General features: G+C 25.5%; 16 protein-coding genes and 1 tRNA gene. 2 read left to right on the forward strand and 15 right to left on the reverse strand.

What is annotated here, in order from left to right; all coding sequences use genetic code 11:
- Nucleotides 1-365: 365 nt before the first annotated feature.
- The gene (locus ACAG39_11940; GenBank protein MEZ0537938.1) at nucleotides 366-494 is read left to right on the forward strand and encodes a hypothetical protein; all 129 of its coding nucleotides are present in this window, start codon (nucleotides 366-368) and stop codon (nucleotides 492-494) included.
- Between the two features lie 45 nt (nucleotides 495-539).
- Here ACAG39_11940 and ACAG39_11945 read toward each other — a convergent pair.
- From ACAG39_11945 to ACAG39_11970, 6 genes are all read right to left on the reverse strand, one after another.
- Nucleotides 540-627: transfer RNA gene (locus ACAG39_11945), tRNA-Leu, on the reverse strand.
- A 74-nt stretch (nucleotides 628-701) separates the two neighbouring features.
- Nucleotides 702-1493, reverse strand: coding sequence for a SigB/SigF/SigG family RNA polymerase sigma factor (locus tag ACAG39_11950; protein ID MEZ0537939.1), 792 nt, complete (start codon nucleotides 1491-1493; stop codon nucleotides 702-704).
- Between the two features lie 5 nt (nucleotides 1494-1498).
- Nucleotides 1499-1855 (reverse strand): anti-sigma regulatory factor, encoded by a 357-nt coding sequence (locus tag ACAG39_11955; protein ID MEZ0537940.1) that lies wholly within the window; start codon nucleotides 1853-1855, stop codon nucleotides 1499-1501.
- A gap of 17 nt (nucleotides 1856-1872) precedes the next feature.
- Nucleotides 1873-2181 carry an STAS domain-containing protein gene (locus tag ACAG39_11960; GenBank protein MEZ0537941.1) on the reverse strand — a complete coding sequence of 103 codons (309 nt, stop codon included), beginning with the start codon at nucleotides 2179-2181 and terminating at the stop codon, nucleotides 1873-1875.
- 39 nt (nucleotides 2182-2220) lie between these two features.
- On the reverse strand, nucleotides 2221-3537 hold the full coding sequence (locus tag ACAG39_11965) for a hypothetical protein (GenBank protein ID MEZ0537942.1): 1317 nt from the start codon (nucleotides 3535-3537) through the stop codon (nucleotides 2221-2223).
- Nucleotides 3518-4075, reverse strand: coding sequence for an RNA polymerase sigma factor (locus ACAG39_11970; GenBank protein ID MEZ0537943.1), 558 nt, complete (start codon nucleotides 4073-4075; stop codon nucleotides 3518-3520). The genes ACAG39_11965 and ACAG39_11970 overlap by 20 nt, the downstream gene beginning before the upstream one ends.
- 140 nt (nucleotides 4076-4215) lie before the next feature.
- Between ACAG39_11970 and ACAG39_11975 the strand changes: the two genes are divergently transcribed.
- Nucleotides 4216-4830 carry a manganese efflux pump gene (locus ACAG39_11975; protein MEZ0537944.1) on the forward strand — a complete coding sequence of 205 codons (615 nt, stop codon included), beginning with the start codon at nucleotides 4216-4218 and terminating at the stop codon, nucleotides 4828-4830.
- Here ACAG39_11975 and pepV read toward each other — a convergent pair.
- The 9 genes from pepV to ACAG39_12020 form a co-directional block, all read right to left on the reverse strand.
- The gene (gene pepV, locus ACAG39_11980; GenBank protein ID MEZ0537945.1) at nucleotides 4825-6222 is read right to left on the reverse strand and encodes a dipeptidase PepV; all 1398 of its coding nucleotides are present in this window, start codon (nucleotides 6220-6222) and stop codon (nucleotides 4825-4827) included. The genes ACAG39_11975 and pepV overlap by 6 nt on opposite strands.
- On the reverse strand, nucleotides 6215-6928 hold the full coding sequence (locus ACAG39_11985; protein MEZ0537946.1) for an N-acetylmuramoyl-L-alanine amidase: 714 nt from the start codon (nucleotides 6926-6928) through the stop codon (nucleotides 6215-6217). Before ACAG39_11985 ends, pepV begins: the two co-directional genes overlap by 8 nt.
- Nucleotides 6929-6951: 23 nt before the next feature.
- Nucleotides 6952-7677 carry a TVP38/TMEM64 family protein gene (locus tag ACAG39_11990; protein MEZ0537947.1) on the reverse strand — a complete coding sequence of 242 codons (726 nt, stop codon included), beginning with the start codon at nucleotides 7675-7677 and terminating at the stop codon, nucleotides 6952-6954.
- A 15-nt stretch (nucleotides 7678-7692) separates the two neighbouring features.
- Entirely contained in the window at nucleotides 7693-9456 is a 1764-nt protein-coding gene (locus tag ACAG39_11995) for an ASKHA domain-containing protein (protein ID MEZ0537948.1), read from the reverse strand.
- A 5-nt stretch (nucleotides 9457-9461) separates the two neighbouring features.
- Nucleotides 9462-10571 (reverse strand): sporulation integral membrane protein YtvI, encoded by a 1110-nt coding sequence (ytvI, locus tag ACAG39_12000; protein MEZ0537949.1) that lies wholly within the window; start codon nucleotides 10569-10571, stop codon nucleotides 9462-9464.
- Nucleotides 10568-12868: a U32 family peptidase gene (locus ACAG39_12005; GenBank protein ID MEZ0537950.1), complete on the reverse strand. Its 2301-nt coding sequence runs from the start codon at nucleotides 12866-12868 to the stop codon at nucleotides 10568-10570. Before ACAG39_12005 ends, ytvI begins: the two co-directional genes overlap by 4 nt.
- Nucleotides 12869-12920: 52 nt before the next feature.
- Nucleotides 12921-13412, reverse strand: coding sequence for a cell division protein ZapA (gene zapA / locus ACAG39_12010; protein ID MEZ0537951.1), 492 nt, complete (start codon nucleotides 13410-13412; stop codon nucleotides 12921-12923).
- A 117-nt stretch (nucleotides 13413-13529) separates the two neighbouring features.
- Nucleotides 13530-14345: a purine-nucleoside phosphorylase gene (locus tag ACAG39_12015; GenBank protein ID MEZ0537952.1), complete on the reverse strand. Its 816-nt coding sequence runs from the start codon at nucleotides 14343-14345 to the stop codon at nucleotides 13530-13532.
- Nucleotides 14346-14412: 67 nt separating this feature from the next.
- The gene (locus ACAG39_12020) at nucleotides 14413-15429 is read right to left on the reverse strand and encodes a BMP family protein (protein MEZ0537953.1); all 1017 of its coding nucleotides are present in this window, start codon (nucleotides 15427-15429) and stop codon (nucleotides 14413-14415) included.
- Nucleotides 15430-15653: the final 224 nt, after the last annotated feature.

Below are 15653 nucleotides of genomic sequence, written 5' to 3' on the forward strand. Positions count from 1 at the left end.
ATTATCACCAAAATATGCAAGGTATTCAATAGATTTTTATAGATATTTATAGATATTTATATGTTTATAAAAGTTGTTTATTTCACCCTATAAACGCGTGTTTAAATATATAATATAACTACTTCTAAATAAAGTCAATTAATGATTAACCAAAATTTAATATTATTTTTATATATTTTTGCTAAAGAACTTCAAAATCATAATTATATTTTTAAAAATACATTTATTTTAATGTAATTAAGTTATTGTTTCACAATTAATTTTATTATCTTTAAATTATATAAATACTTATTAATAATAATATTTTTTATTATATCAGACAAAATATTGATGTATATCCATATACCAAAACAAGAATAATTTTAATGAATGGAATTGAAGTTGAAAATTATCATTATGAAACAGCAGGTCATCAAATAAATAGTCTAAGAAATAGATTAGAGGATAATGTTAATATTGGTAGAACAAAACACCAAACACTTGTAAGGCATTAAAATAAAAGCCGTGAAATATTCTTCACGGCTGTTTTTCCAAAATTATGGTGCCGAAGGCGGGAGTCGAACCCGCACGGGTTTTGAGCCCACTGGATTTTGAGTCCAGCGCGTCTGCCAATTCCACCACTTCGGCATATTATCAGCATAATATAGTATAACAAAGGGTAATTAAAAAGTCAATAAATATCTATCATCTATGTTATTTGCTTATCCCGTTTTTATTGTTTGATTAATATTTTCAAAATTGTTAGTTTTAGTTAATATATCTTTCAGTCTCTTAATTACTCTCTTTTCTAGTCTAGATACATACATTTGTGAAACATTAAGCTCATTTGCTATTTCTTTTTGTGTTTTCTCTTCATAATATCTTTTTACTACGAAAGCCTTTTCTATTTCACTTAATTTATCTAAGCCTTTTTTTATCATTTCGTTATTTTCAATTTTTAATAATCCTTCATCTTGTTTTCCTAAAACATCAGCGAGAGTAATTTCATCATCTTCATAAACTGTCTGTTCTAGTGACTGAGGTATATAGGAATTTGAAGCTTCAATTATTTCTAAAACTTCTTCAACACTTATACCAATATGTTCTGCAATTTCGTCAACTTTAGGAGGTCGTTTTAATTTATGTGATAGCTCCTCTGTCGCCATTTTTATTTTTACACTTGTTTCATATATCCTTCTAGGTAATCTAATAACCCCTGCTTTATCTCTAAAAAATCTTTTTATTTCTCCCATAATTGTAGGAGTAGCAAAGCTTGTAAATTTGTATCCTTTATTCGGTTCAAATCTTTCAACAGCATTAATTAACGCAACACATGCAACCTGATATAAATCATCATACTCAATTCCTCTATTTAGAAACTTTTTTGCAATTATCTCTGCAATATAGAGATGTCTATTTACTAGTTCATTCCTTAGTTCAACACTTTTATTCTTTTGATATTCTAAGAAAAGTTCTTCTGTATCATCAATGTAAATATTATTTTCATTTATCATCAAATTCAAACTCCTTGATGATGTTTTTTTAATTTAACACAATACCCATTAGGTTCTTTAGTAAATATTACATCATCTATTATTGATTTTAAAATAATTTCTGCAAAATCATTATCTATCATTTCATATGCTGGAATAAATAATTCTATATCTAAAAAACTATTTTGAAGCTTATATGTTATATGTATCTCATCAAATAATTTAGAAAGATCAAACATATTTAATACTTCAGATATAGCCATCTTAATATCTTCAATATCTTCAAAGTCAAAATTTAATCTAGCTGCAACTCCAGAAGTAGTTAATCTTGCTATCATAATATATTCAGCTTTTGGAGGAATACTTAGTTTTATTATATTCATAGTAAATAAAGAACCTCCTATTCAACTGGAAAAACTTTATCTAAACCAGTAATTTTAAATATTTTTTTAACATTGGGCTTCATATCTTTTAGAATAATATTTATATCCTTTTGTTTTGCTTTTTTTAATGCCCCTACAAATACTCCTAATCCTGTTGAATCAATATATGTTACTTCTTTCATATTAATTGAAATATCTTTACTTGATGCATCAATAACTTCGTATAATTTTTCCTTTAACGCTGGTGATGAAAATATGTCAATTTCTCCTTTTAATTGAATAATAACATCGTTATTTTCAGTCAGTTCTTTTAATTCAAGGTTCATATATAAAACCCCCAAACAAATAATGTTTATATAATTATATCATTTTATAATTTTACTTTCCATATTTTCAATAAAGTAATTATTCTCACCATCTTTATAATTAGCTGATAATATAAATCTCTGACCTATTTTTTTGTATATAAAATTCAGATTAGCTCTATTATATGACGTTATATTATATTCAGAAATCAAATAATCTTCTATTTTGTCTATATTAAATTTATTTGAAGGTTGATTTACAATATAATTATGAATCATTATCTCTGCATTTTGTAAAATATTTTCATTAAATTTCAAAAATCCATAGTCCCTTTCAACTTTTATATTATCAAAATATTCTATAATATCAACTTTCCCATTGTTTTCGATTAATTTAAATTCATAAGGAACTAATCTTTTTACTATATCTTCAGCTTTTTTATGATCAATAAATAAATTATTGTTATCGGTTATTCTCTCTATATCTATTGTTCCATTGTTGTATGTTATCTTATATCCATAAACCTCTATATACACTTGTTCATAAACTGATGAATAAACTGACTCATTTATTTCAATACTAAAAATTTCTTTAAATACATTTAAAAAATCAATTTTATATGTGCCTTCTAAAATTGAGCTGTATATTTCATTATAAGTAGTATTAGAAACAGTTTGGTTATTGTAATTTTTTTCATTATACGCTTGATTTGGAACTGTTAATGTAAATAATGTCATTTCACTATTTTCATCAGTATCATTACTTTCTATTTTTAATTTTCTTTTGTCATTATTTTCTTTTTTAACCAATTCTTTTTCGTCGGTCTTTTTAACTGTATTATGATTAACCTTATCATTTACCTTATTTTTTTTCATTAAAGGAACATCATTTTTAACAATAATAATCTTTTTGCTTTCAGTTTTCACTTTAGTAGTATCTGTAATATTATTCTTTGCTTTAAAATTACCTTTGTTTTGGTCTTCATTAATCTTAACATCTTTCCCCTTTTCATCATTATCGATTTTATTTAAAACTTTATTATCTTCTTTTACTGATTGACTACTTTCACTTTTTTGAGATTTACTATTCTTAAAATTCTCATTAAGAATGGCTAATTTTTGATTTTTATTATTGTTAAATACAATTTTATTTGATGAAATATTACTTTGAATAATATTTCCCTTATAATTAGCAATAATAAGAGATATTAAAATAAGAAAGCAAGCTGCTATTAATGAATAATATATATTTACATTTTTTCTTCTCTTTTTAGAATATTGCTCTAATAGTTTGTTTTTTAATTCAGTCTTGTAATGCCCAGAATATTCAACATCAAATAACTGAGTAAAAAGCTTATCATCGTTTTGTTTGTTCATCAAGTTGCACCTCTTTTATTAATATATCCCTTAAACTATTTATTGCTCTAAAAAACAAACCCCGTATTGCTACATCGCTTTTATTCTTTAATTTTGCTATTTCATTTAGTTTCATTTCACCAGCATATCTTAAAATAACTACTTCTCTTTGTTCTGGAGTTAGTTTCTGTAATGCTTCATTTAATATTTTTTTTTGTGAGTTTTCAATTGCAATATCTTGGGGCTGATTATTATGGTCGTATTCGAAGGATAAACTATCAATATTTATGTGATTTTTTTTCTTTCTATAATAATCATTAACTACATTAGAAGCAATTTTAAATATCCATGCTGAAAAAGGAATACCATCTTTAGCAGTATATTTATTAATATTATGTAATATCTTAAAAAAGGTTTCTGAAGTTAAATCCTCAGTAACATGTTGATTAAATGTTTTATGATAAATATACTTATAAATTCTATCAAAATATATTTCATAAAGTTGCTCAAAGGCAGCTTTGTCATTTTTTGCTTTTTCAACTAACTCTTTTTCGTCCATTTATTCAAAACTCCTTTAACTTGCATCACTCTCTTTTTATTACTATATTTATTATAACGTAACATATAATTAATTTGTTTTATGTCATAAAAATTTTTATTTCATATAATAAAATTAGAACTTAAAAATGCGAAAAATTAATGAATATTATATTATTAATACTTCTTTTGTTTTCATTAAATATTGATGCTCTTTTTTTTGGCATTAACTTTGGATTAAGAAAAATAAAAATCATATATAAATCAAAAATAATAATTTTTTTGGTATCATTCATACTCTCTCTTTCTTCATATTTATTTGGAAATATATTATCAAAAATATTTAGCATAACTCTTTCTAATATTATTGGTAGTATTTTACTTGTGTTTTTAGGATCATTTATTATTTTAAAAACATTAATTGATAACAAAAATAATAAAACTGTTTTAAACATTACTATAAAATACATTGAAATTACAATTAAAATAATAAAAGAGCCTTCAACATCTGACATAAATAATTCTGGAATAATTGAGCCTTTTGAAGCATTATTAATGTCGATTGCTTTATCGCTTGATGCTTTATCTGTATCATTTAGCCTAAGTTTATCAAAGAAAATCTCTATAATAATACCAATTTTAATACCAGTTTTTCAGTATGCCTTTATAACAATCGGTAATAAAATAGGCAGTAAAATTAAAATAAAAAATAAAAACCGAGTATTATCAATAATACCCGGTCTAATAATAATATTATTAGGACTGTTAAAGTTATAGCTCTTGACCTAAGGCTAGTTTATAAATTGCATATCCATATATTTTAGCACAAAGTAATAATCTATCAATTGAGATATATTCATTGCTTTGATGAGCTATTTCTTCATCACCTGGCATATTAGGACCAAAGGCTAATACATTTTTGGCACTACGAGCATAAGTTCCTCCACCTATAACAAGAGGTTCTTGGTTATTATTAGTATACAGTTTATAAACATTCATTAATGTTGAAACTAAAAAATGATCTCTTTCCACATATAATGGTGGTACATCACTCAGTAAAGTAAATTCCATATAGTATTTATTAGTTATTTTTTTTATTTTAGAAATTATTTCATCGGATTTTGTATCAATTGGATATCTAATATTAACTGTTAAAATTAATTGATTTTCTTTTTTCTCAATCATGCCAACATTAAAAACAAGTTGGCCAGATTTTTTGTCTTCAAAATTTATACCAAGACCTTTTCCAAATACATCATAGCCGATATATGTATTGTAGAACTCAGTAAATTTTTTTAACTGTGGGCTTATAGAACAACTATTTAATATATCTAACATAATTGATATTGCATTAATACCTTTAAAAGGTAAACTCCCATGAGCTGATACCCCTTTTGTGATAATTTCAGTAAATTTTCCATTTTCTTTTACCTCTACTTTTTCATTAAGTTGCTTTTGTCTAATTATATTATCAATTTCATTTTTATCCATAATTGCTTTAAAAAAACACTTATCTGGTACCATATTAGGCCTTTCGCCACCAATTAATACAAAATCTTCAGAAATTGGCATAGAAATTTGGAAAATCATCAAACCCTTTTCTCCTTGAATAACCGGGAAATCAGCATCTGGAGTGAACCCTATTGTTGGATATTTTTCGTGTTGAAAATAATACTCAAGACATTTTGAACCACTTTCTTCATTACCGCCAAAAATAAACCTTAAAGATCTTCCAAGTGAGATTTTTTTCTCTTGATGCAGTTTTTTAACAACATACATCCCATATAAAGCAGCAATTGTAGGTCCTTTATCATCAATTGATCCACGCCCATAAATTTTATTGTCAACAATTAATCCCTCATAAGGCGGATATATCCAATTGTCTCCTTCTGGTACTACATCAATATGACCTATTACACTTACATCTTCATTAGATACATTATATCTTCCATCTACTGCATACCCGTCCAAGTTATTTGCCTCAAATCCTAATTTTTTTGATAAATTGTAACAGTAATCTAATGCTAACCCAACACCTTCACCAAATGGTTTATTTTCTTTTGCTAAATCTTGAACACTTTTAATTTTTATCAATTCAACTGTTGAATTAATTATTTCTTGTTTTAAAAGATCAATTTCATTATCAATTAACTCTTTTACCTTATTCATTTGTCTTAAATTCTCCTTTCTTAACACTCTCTAAATATTTTAAGCAGCCCTTAAAAATAGAATATGCTAATTGGTTTTGATAATCTTCTTTACAAAGAAGATTTAATTCTTCATGGTTGGACATAAAGCCGCATTCAACAAGTATAGCTGGAACTTTAATATTTTTAAGTATGAAAATATTAATTTCTTTTGCTTGTCTATTATTTACTTTATTTTTATTAATAAATCGCAACTCTTCTTGAACTATTTCTGCTAATTGTTTCCCATAATTATTATTTTTCTCATAAAAAACCTGAGCACCATAATATCTTGCAATTGGAAAACTATTTAAATGGATAGATAAAAATATAATTGGATTGTTATTTATTATAATTTTCTTTCTATTTAGTAAATCTTGGTTCTTTTTGTTTTTTACATTCCCGTTATAAAGACCTTGATCAGTATATCTTGTTAATAAAACATCAAAGCCGAAAGCTTCAAAATAATCTTTCAGCTTTTTAGAAATTTGCAAGTTTATATCAGACTCTCTTATACCATTTGCAACAGCACCTGGATCAATCCCACCATGACCAGGGTCAATAACAATAACTTTATTTTCTATCGGCGACAAGCTAACAGCATTTAAAATTTTCTTATCATTAAATAAGGACATATAAATTATAAACAAAATCATAAAAAATAAATAAACAATCTTCCAAGCTTTCATTAGAACCTCATCAGTTTTTTATTTTATTTTTTATCATCTTCTATACTATTATTCAAATTGTTTTCTTTTAATGAATTGTATATATTAACGTAGGAGTCTTTAATTTTTTTGGAAAAAATAATTGGAACTAATGAAAGCAGAATCACTGAAATTAAAGAAATATTAAAATTTCTAGTAAATGGCTTAAGAATATTTTCACCCAAAAAAGCATATAAAAAACATGCAGGTATTGTTCCTAAAAAAGTAGCTAAAATAAAATCTTTATATTTTATTTTTGATACACCTGAGGCATAATTTATTACATCATATGGTAATATAGGCACCAATCTCAATAATAAAATAATTAAAAAACCTTTGCTTTTTATTAAATCACTAATGGCACTAGTTTTTTGGTTAATCCTTTTTTGAATATATTCCTTACCAAAATATCTAGAAAAAATAAAACCAATTGTTGATGAAAGAAGGGTACCAATTATTAGTATAATACCACCTTTTAATGTGCCAAATGTAAGTCCAGCTGCCAACATAAATACACCAGCTGGTATGAAAACAACAAAAGATTTTATAGAATATATTATCAAAAATATAATAGGGGCCCAATAACCATAATTCAGAACTACATGTTTTATATTATTAGGCGTTAATGCATGTCTTTTTTCTTCATATAGTAATATGAACAAAGAAAATATAAGTACAATTCCAAGTATTGTTATTTTTATTCTTTCTTTGATATTTACATTTTCAAACATTTATGTTGCTCCTTTTTAAGCAAAAAGCATATTTTCAATAAATAAATCATTAAATCTTTGTGAATTAGATAATTCAATATATTTTATATTATTTTTTAAATCATTAAAAAGTGCCAACTTGTCATCATCAAAAGAAGCAAGTATTGCTCCATTTCCCGCTGTATTTCCAACTGGTTTTACTTTATCTTTAAGGGGTTCAGGTATCAGCCCAATTTTTACAGCATGAGATGGATTTATAAAATTCCCAAATCCACCGGCTAAGTATACATTTTCTATATCATCAAAGGTAATATTTGCATTTTCTAATAATGTTAAGATACCTGCCGAAACTGCAGACTTTGCTAACTGAATTTCTCTAATATCCTGTTGTGTAACATATACATCATCTGTAATCTTAAATACAATTTTATTATCAATTTCAGAAAAGAATTTATTATTTTTATCAATTGCGTTTTCATCAAATTTTCCAGTGAAATCGATATACCCATTTTCAAGTAACTCAGCAATTATTGCAATAATTCCTGATCCACATATTCCAATTGCTTTTTTATTACCAATTGTAGAAACTTCAATTTCATTATTTAATATTCTAATTGAATCAACAGCACCATCTAATGCGTTCATTCCACATTTTAAAGTCGCACCTTCAAAAGCAGGGCCAGTAGCAGTTGAACAACATAATATAATATCTTGGTTACCTAAAACCATCTCTCCATTTGTCCCTAAATCAAGCAATAATGAAAATTTCTCTTGCTTATAAATCTCAGTAGCAATAATGCCAGATAAAATATCGGCTCCTATATAACCTGATACTGAATCACATATAATAACTTCAGAATTATTATTTATATTTAAATTTATTTGGTTTGCTTTAACAACTATTCTGTTTGTAAATATTGGCACAAAAGGTGCAACAGCTATTCTATGAGGATTAATATTTAACAATATATGCAACATTGTAGTGTTTCCAACTATAACAGCCTTATAAATATCTTCACTGCTTAATTTATTTCGTTTAAAAAGAATTTCTAATTCGGAATTTATTTTTTGAATTAAAGTTTTACTCAAAATATTAACCCCATTTTCATTTTGATTGCAAAAGTCAATTCTTGTAATAACATCTGCACCATAAATTCTTTGTGGATTTAAAAAAGCTTGTGCATCAACAATCTCACCTTTTAACAAATCAAGTAAATAAATAACAACTGTTGTAGTTCCAATATCTATAGCAATTGAAAATAAATTATTCACTTGTCTTATATCAATTAATTCTTTTTCATTATACACTACATAAAAGTTATTTAATTTATTATGTAGTAATTTTTCTAAAGTTTGCAATGAAATATTAATGTTTGTTCCAATATTATCTATTATTCTCTGAGATAAACTTCTTTGATCATTTAAGGTGATATCACCTAACTCTATTTCTTTAATTTTTATAGATTTATTAAGATTAATCTTATTATTATAAATATTTTTCATTATTTTTGCTTTGTTTTGGCTATTAATTATTTTTACTTCAATATTACTATCAACATTATATAGGCACGCTAATCTTATGTTGTTTTTTAATTCATCTGATGAAAGAAGTTTTTTTTCATGATTATTTGGTTCTTTTGGATTGTCAATAATAACTTTACATTTTCCACAAGTTCCATTACCACCACATGTAGCACTTATTGAAAAACCATGTCTAGATAAAATAGTATACAAATCTTCATTATGATCTACATCAAGTATACTAATTTTTTCATTTTCAATTACTTTAACTTTATACATTTGATTTACTCCTTTGAACTAAATAGTTTTTTTCTAAATTCAATAATTATTCCTGATTCTAAAATTGCTTTTAAAAATACTACAAATAAAGGCCCAATTATAAACCCCCATGTTCCAAATATTTCAACACCTGCATATATTGATATTAAAGTTGTAAAGGTTGAAATCCCAACATTTACTGCTACAATTTTTATTGAAACAAATTCTCTTAAGGCTAAAACAACAAGATACACTATTAATAACTTTACTGCAAATACATTATTACCAACAACAAAAGAAAATACAATCCAAGGAAGTAATATTATTCCTGAACCAATAATTGGTATTATGCTTAATATCCCTAACAATAAGCTAATAATTAAAGTATATGGGGCTTTTATTAATGATAACCCAATAAAACCTGATAAGAACATCATTATTGAAAGTATTATTTGTGATTTTGCATAATCAATTACTGAGTTTAAAATCTTAAAAATAATTTCTGAAGTTTCTTTGTAAATCTGTGCATTAAAGTTTTCAATAAACCATCTACTTATTTTAAATCTATCTCTAATAAAGAAAAAGGCTGAAATACATGAAAAAAACCAAATTGTGATTCCTTTTAATGTTGCTGGGATTACTTTAATAATATTTAATCCAATTGTTGCAATCTGATTTAATGCATTTGTTAATTCAGAAACAAGGCTTTGAATAATATTAATTATTGGTGTTGGTAAATCAGTATATACTGTTTTAAAACCTTTAAACAGATTGTTAAAATAATCATATAAATTAGCATAGTCAATATTTTGTAAAGCACTAATTATTTTTGAGCATTCATCAACCAAAATAAATATTCCTTCAAGAAGTAAAAATACAACAACAACGTTAAGAAGAACTATAAGCAAAATAGCACTTATTCCTCTTTTTATCTTTCGTTTGTCAAGAAACAAAACAATTGGTTCAAACACCATAGCAATTAATAACCCTAAAATAACAGGAATAAATCCTTTAATTATCCATTTAAAAAACTGGTGTCCTGCTATTGAAAGGTATGAAATAGAGTATACAAATATCGCAAATAAGATAATAAACAGAACAACTTTAATAAACTTGTTCTCAAAATATTTCTTCATAAATATTCTCCTCTTTCATAATGACCTTTTGTATATTGTGATAAATCATCTAAAGATCCTAAATCATTAATAAAATAATCAATCATAATTTCAATCTGCTCTTTGTTAGTAAAGCTAAAATCTAATCTTTTCACATTAGTATTAATATCTTTTTCATTAATTAATAAAGTTTTACAATTTAATATCTCAGTTCTATTATATTGTGTTTTTACTATTTCGAAAAGATTATCTTTTCTATCTTTTAAAAATTTCCCTAATTTATATAATTCTATTTCAGTCTCCATTAATGGTATTCTTGAAAAAACTATATATTCAACCTCTAAATTCCCATTAAAATGATTTAATCTATTTTTTGAAACCTCAAACGGTATGCAAATTCTTTTTACATTATACTTGGATAGTAATTGAACAGCATAATTATTAGTAATGTTTAAGCTATAATCTACATAAATAGAATATCCTAAATCAAAAAAGAATTTTAACTGCCCTAAATTTCTTACTAAAACTTGATTAACATTACATTCTGTTAATTTCTTATGAATTTTTTCTAATATCTCCTTATCTTTTGTAATTCTATCAAAATAGGCAATTATATTTAAATTATTTGGTTGTTGATTTTCAATAATACTATATGGTATATAATAATCTATATTTTCAATACCTTTAGTTTTATTTAATACAGTCCTAAGTTCATTTTCATTGTTAACAAGAATAGACCATTTAGTTGGTTCTCTTTTAATAATTTGTTTATTAGTTTCAGGTAATGATATTTTAATGTCTTTTTTATATTTTGAAATTATGCTTTGATAAATTTTATTAATTGCCTCCCTTCTTAATTGATTAAGTTCTGAAACTTTCAAAAAACTTTTATCCTGAAGTTGAATATTGATATTCCTTACTTTAATATTTGTATCTCCTAATTTTTTTAATGATTCTGCAACCTTTTGTTTAGTTAACTCTGCTTTTTCAGATTTTTGAACTACTTGACCAATGACTTCTATTGTTACATCATCAAATTTAGCAATCAATCTTACTTTTTCATTTAATTTAATAAAAATATCAAAATCTACACTTATAGAAATATCTTGCTTTTCTAAGTTCTCTTCTATTTGTTTTATAAGATTTGAGCTTTTAACTAAAAATATCTTTCCCTTTTTAAATTTTTGATTTAGTAATGCAAAGCGACCTTTATTAATAACACAATGATATTTACTATTATTTAGTCCTTTTAAATTATTGTTTATTTCTATAACAATTTCATTTTGATTATTTCTAAGAGCAATAATGTCTCCATTATTTAGATTCTTATTCGTATTAAAAATTAACTTATTATCAAGAATTTCATAATCTCCAATATAAAGCCCTGTATTATTTGGTGCTTCTTTGTATAAAAGATTTTCAATTTTCTTATTATAAAGATATCCATTTGAGAAATTCCCTCTATTAAAAACTATCATAAGTTTATTCCGATCTTCATTTGAAATATTTATTTCACCAAAATTATAATACATGTCTATATACTTACGATATATAGATGTAACAGTATATACATAATATTTATCCTTCATTCTTCCTTCAATTTTTAATGAATCAACACCACTTTTTATTAACTCTGGCAAACTATTTAATAATGATATATCTCTTGTTGAAAGTAAAAATCCATCATCAATTTTATTTAAATTATTATCAAGTATTTGATATCTCATTCTACAAGGTTGAGCACATTTGCCTCTATTACCACTTCTTTGCCCTACAATACTACTAAAAAGACATTGTCCAGAGTAACAAAAACATAATGCACCGTGAATAAAAATCTCCAATTCGATATCAGTTTCTTTTTTTATATTTCTAATTTCATTTAAACTTAATTCTCTTGCAAGAACAACTCTTTTAAAGCCTAATTCTTTTAATAAATTCACACCTTCGGAATTATGCACAGTCATTTGAGTACTAGCATGCAAGTTGATATTTGGTACATTATTTAGTAGTATTTTGCTAATGCCTAAATCTTGAACAATTATACCATCTATTCCTTGATTATAAGCATAATTTACTAAATCAATGGCTTTTTCTATTTCATCGTTAAATATTAATGTATTAAATGCAAGATAGATCTTTCTTTTACGTAAATGGCAAAAATTGATTGCTTCAATTAAGTTTTCTTTTGTAAAATTTTTTGCATTAGCCCTTGCTGAGAAATTCGATAATCCTATATATACAGTATCAGCTCCTGCTTTGACTGCTGCTATTAATTCATCCATACCTCCTGCTGGTGAGAGGAGTTCAATCTTTTTCATATTTATCACCCTTATATTTTAAATAAAAAAAGGGGATAATTCCCCCTATAAATTATCTATCATCAAATGTATTGATAAAATCATTCAGTTCCTTTTTTGTTGTTAATAATTCGTCTTTGAGTCTATCTATTTCTTGATTTTTTTCATCTATTATTTTATTTAATTCTTCTACTTTTTGTTTATATTCCTCAATTTGATTTAATAATTTTTGATTTAATTCTTCTTTTTCTTTCATTTGAGAATTATATGTATTAACAATCTGTTCGTTTTCACATTTAATTTTAATATTGTCTTCTAATAGTTTATCTATCTGATTAATCTTATCATTACATTCATTTAAATGCTTAAAATACTCATCAGCAATTAATAATGAGGCTAATACGGCCATTAATGCTGTTGATAATCTCGGTTCTGAATTCATAACTTCGTTCATCTTTTTATTAACATAATTTGATAGTTTTAATATATATTCATCATCTTCATCAGTTTTAAGCATATAGCTCATTCCAGCTATTTTTACTTCTATTCTTTTTATTTCATCCATGCCAAAATTTCTACCTCATATTATGTTTTACTATTATTATAGATATTTTTACGGTTTATTTCAATTATTTAATAGTATTTAATTATTCAATAATGTAAAATTGAGAAAATACATATTTTAAATTATGTCGATAATCTCTTTTAATAGTTTTGTAAAAATACCTTCTGATTTCTTTGCTATTTCGAAAACTTCTTTATCTGTAAGTATTTGATCAAGTATACCAGCAGCCATGTTAGTTATACATGATATCCCAAGTACTCTCATCTTAAGCTGCCTTGCTGCAATAACTTCTGGTACAGTCGACATACCTACAGCGTCTGCACCTAAAGTTTTTAACATTCTAATTTCTGCAGGAGTTTCAAAAGATGGACCTTTCAAAAAAGCATATACTCCTTCCTTATATTCAATGTTATTTTTATTGTAAATTATTCTTGCTTTTTCTATAAGTTCTTGATCATATGCATAAGTCATATCAAAAAATCTTTCACCAAAATCTAATGCATCTTTTCCTATAGCAGGATTTTCATTTGAAAGATTAATATGGTCATTAATAATCATTAAATCCCCAGGCATTAATTTACTTGATATTCCTCCTGCTGCATTAGTAACAATAAGTTTATTAACACCTAACAATCCAATTGTTCTTATTCCAATTACAACATCATTAATTGAATAGCCTTCATAAAGATGAAAACGGCCTTGAAATACTGCTATATAGCGATTTTCCAATTGTCCACATATTAAATTCCCTTTATGTCCTTTTGCTGTTGATTTTGGAAAATTAGGTATTTCTGAATAAGGTATTATTACTCTATCTTCTATGTATTCAGCAAAATTACCAAGTCCACTTCCTAATATTATAGCAATATCAGGTATTTTATTAATTTTGTTTTTTAAATATTGAACAGATTCCATTACTTTTTTAAAATACATAAATCTTTCCCCTTTACTTTTAATATATATAATGGCTGCCCATTTTGAGCAGCCATTACTGTATTAACTATTTCAACTCTGTTGGTATTTTTACCTTTCCAGCTTTTATATTTTTTATTATATCATTTATCTTATTTACAATATCCTTTGGTATACTCTTTGAGAATGAAATTCCAACACCATTATTCATAACATCAAAGTAATGTATACCACTTTTGAATTTTCCTTGATAAGTATCTTTAATAACAGAATATGTTGCAACGTCAACCTTTTTTAGTGATGAAAGCAAAACTGTTTTTGGTGATAAATAACTCTGATCAGCGTCGCATCCAACAGCGTATACTCCCTTTTCCTCAGCTGCTTTAATTACACCAATACCTGATTGTCCTGCTACCTGATATACAAAATCAGCACCTTCAGAGATTTCAGTTAATGCCACTTCCTTACCTGATGCTGGATCATCAAATTTCCCAGTATATTTGATTATAACTTTTGCATTTGGAATTTGATTCAATACACCAGCTTTAAATCCAGCAATATACCTATTAACTGGAGGAATTGCCATTCCTCCAACAACGCCAAAAGTATTTTTTCCTGTTGTTTTGCCGAATTTAGCTTTTTCAAGTAATGCTATAGCATTACCAACAAGATATCCACCTTGCTCCTCTCTAAATAAAGCAGAAGCAACATTTTTAATATTTGAGATATCAGAATCGATAATTAAGAATTTTGCTTTTGGATATTTTTGAGCAACCTCAACAACGGCATCATGCATTAAAAATCCAACAGCAATAATTAAATCATAATTTTCACGTGCTAATTTTGATAAGTTTGGAATATAATCTGTCATTTGTTTTGATTGAATAAGAGTTGCTTTAATTTTTAAATCCTTTTCAGCTCTTTTCATTCCTTCATAAGCTAATTGGTTGAAGCTTCTGTCATTAACACCACCAATATCAGTTACAAGTGCAATTTTAAAATTAGTCTTTTTTGAAGAAGAATTTGCTAAAGATACTGATAATAGAGAAGAAATGATAAAAATTAGTGCAAGTAAAATACTGATAATTGATTTGAATCTCTTCATTTTAAATACCTCCAATGTTAAATTATTAGCTATAAGCGAACGATATATATTTTTGATCACATATAAATTATATTTGATTTTTATGTATTAAATCAAGTAGTTATTTATTTTTCCTTATAAATTTAAATTTACATTAATATATTATAATAAAAACATTATAAATGATATTAAGGTATAATGTTCGTATATGTAGGATTCTTTGAGCCAATGGAGACTGTTTCTTC

The organism is Caldicellulosiruptoraceae bacterium PP1 (genome assembly GCA_041320695.1).
Lineage (GTDB): Bacteria > Bacillota > Thermoanaerobacteria > Caldicellulosiruptorales > Caldicellulosiruptoraceae > JBGGOQ01.

Bases quoted from the DNA above. Each gene is read 5' to 3' on its own strand.
- ACAG39_11940 (MEZ0537938.1), top strand. From the start codon at position 366: ATGAATGGAATTGAAGTTGAAAATTATCATTATGAAACAGCAGGTCAT.
- ACAG39_11950 (MEZ0537939.1), bottom strand. From the start codon at position 1,493: ATGATAAATGAAAATAATATTTACATTGATGATACAGAAGAACTTTTC.
- ACAG39_11955 (MEZ0537940.1), bottom strand. From the start codon at position 1,855: ATGAATATAATAAAACTAAGTATTCCTCCAAAAGCTGAATATATTATG.
- ACAG39_11960 (MEZ0537941.1), bottom strand. From the start codon at position 2,181: ATGAACCTTGAATTAAAAGAACTGACTGAAAATAACGATGTTATTATT.
- ACAG39_11965 (MEZ0537942.1), bottom strand. From the start codon at position 3,537: ATGAACAAACAAAACGATGATAAGCTTTTTACTCAGTTATTTGATGTT.
- ACAG39_11970 (MEZ0537943.1), bottom strand. From the start codon at position 4,075: ATGGACGAAAAAGAGTTAGTTGAAAAAGCAAAAAATGACAAAGCTGCC.
- ACAG39_11975 (MEZ0537944.1), top strand. From the start codon at position 4,216: ATGAATATTATATTATTAATACTTCTTTTGTTTTCATTAAATATTGAT.
- pepV (MEZ0537945.1), bottom strand. From the start codon at position 6,222: ATGAATAAGGTAAAAGAGTTAATTGATAATGAAATTGATCTTTTAAAA.
- ACAG39_11985 (MEZ0537946.1), bottom strand. From the start codon at position 6,928: ATGAAAGCTTGGAAGATTGTTTATTTATTTTTTATGATTTTGTTTATA.
- ACAG39_11990 (MEZ0537947.1), bottom strand. From the start codon at position 7,677: ATGTTTGAAAATGTAAATATCAAAGAAAGAATAAAAATAACAATACTT.
- ACAG39_11995 (MEZ0537948.1), bottom strand. From the start codon at position 9,456: ATGTATAAAGTTAAAGTAATTGAAAATGAAAAAATTAGTATACTTGAT.
- ytvI (MEZ0537949.1), bottom strand. From the start codon at position 10,571: ATGAAGAAATATTTTGAGAACAAGTTTATTAAAGTTGTTCTGTTTATT.
- ACAG39_12005 (MEZ0537950.1), bottom strand. From the start codon at position 12,868: ATGAAAAAGATTGAACTCCTCTCACCAGCAGGAGGTATGGATGAATTA.
- zapA (MEZ0537951.1), bottom strand. From the start codon at position 13,412: ATGGATGAAATAAAAAGAATAGAAGTAAAAATAGCTGGAATGAGCTAT.
- ACAG39_12015 (MEZ0537952.1), bottom strand. From the start codon at position 14,345: ATGTATTTTAAAAAAGTAATGGAATCTGTTCAATATTTAAAAAACAAA.
- ACAG39_12020 (MEZ0537953.1), bottom strand. From the start codon at position 15,429: ATGAAGAGATTCAAATCAATTATCAGTATTTTACTTGCACTAATTTTT.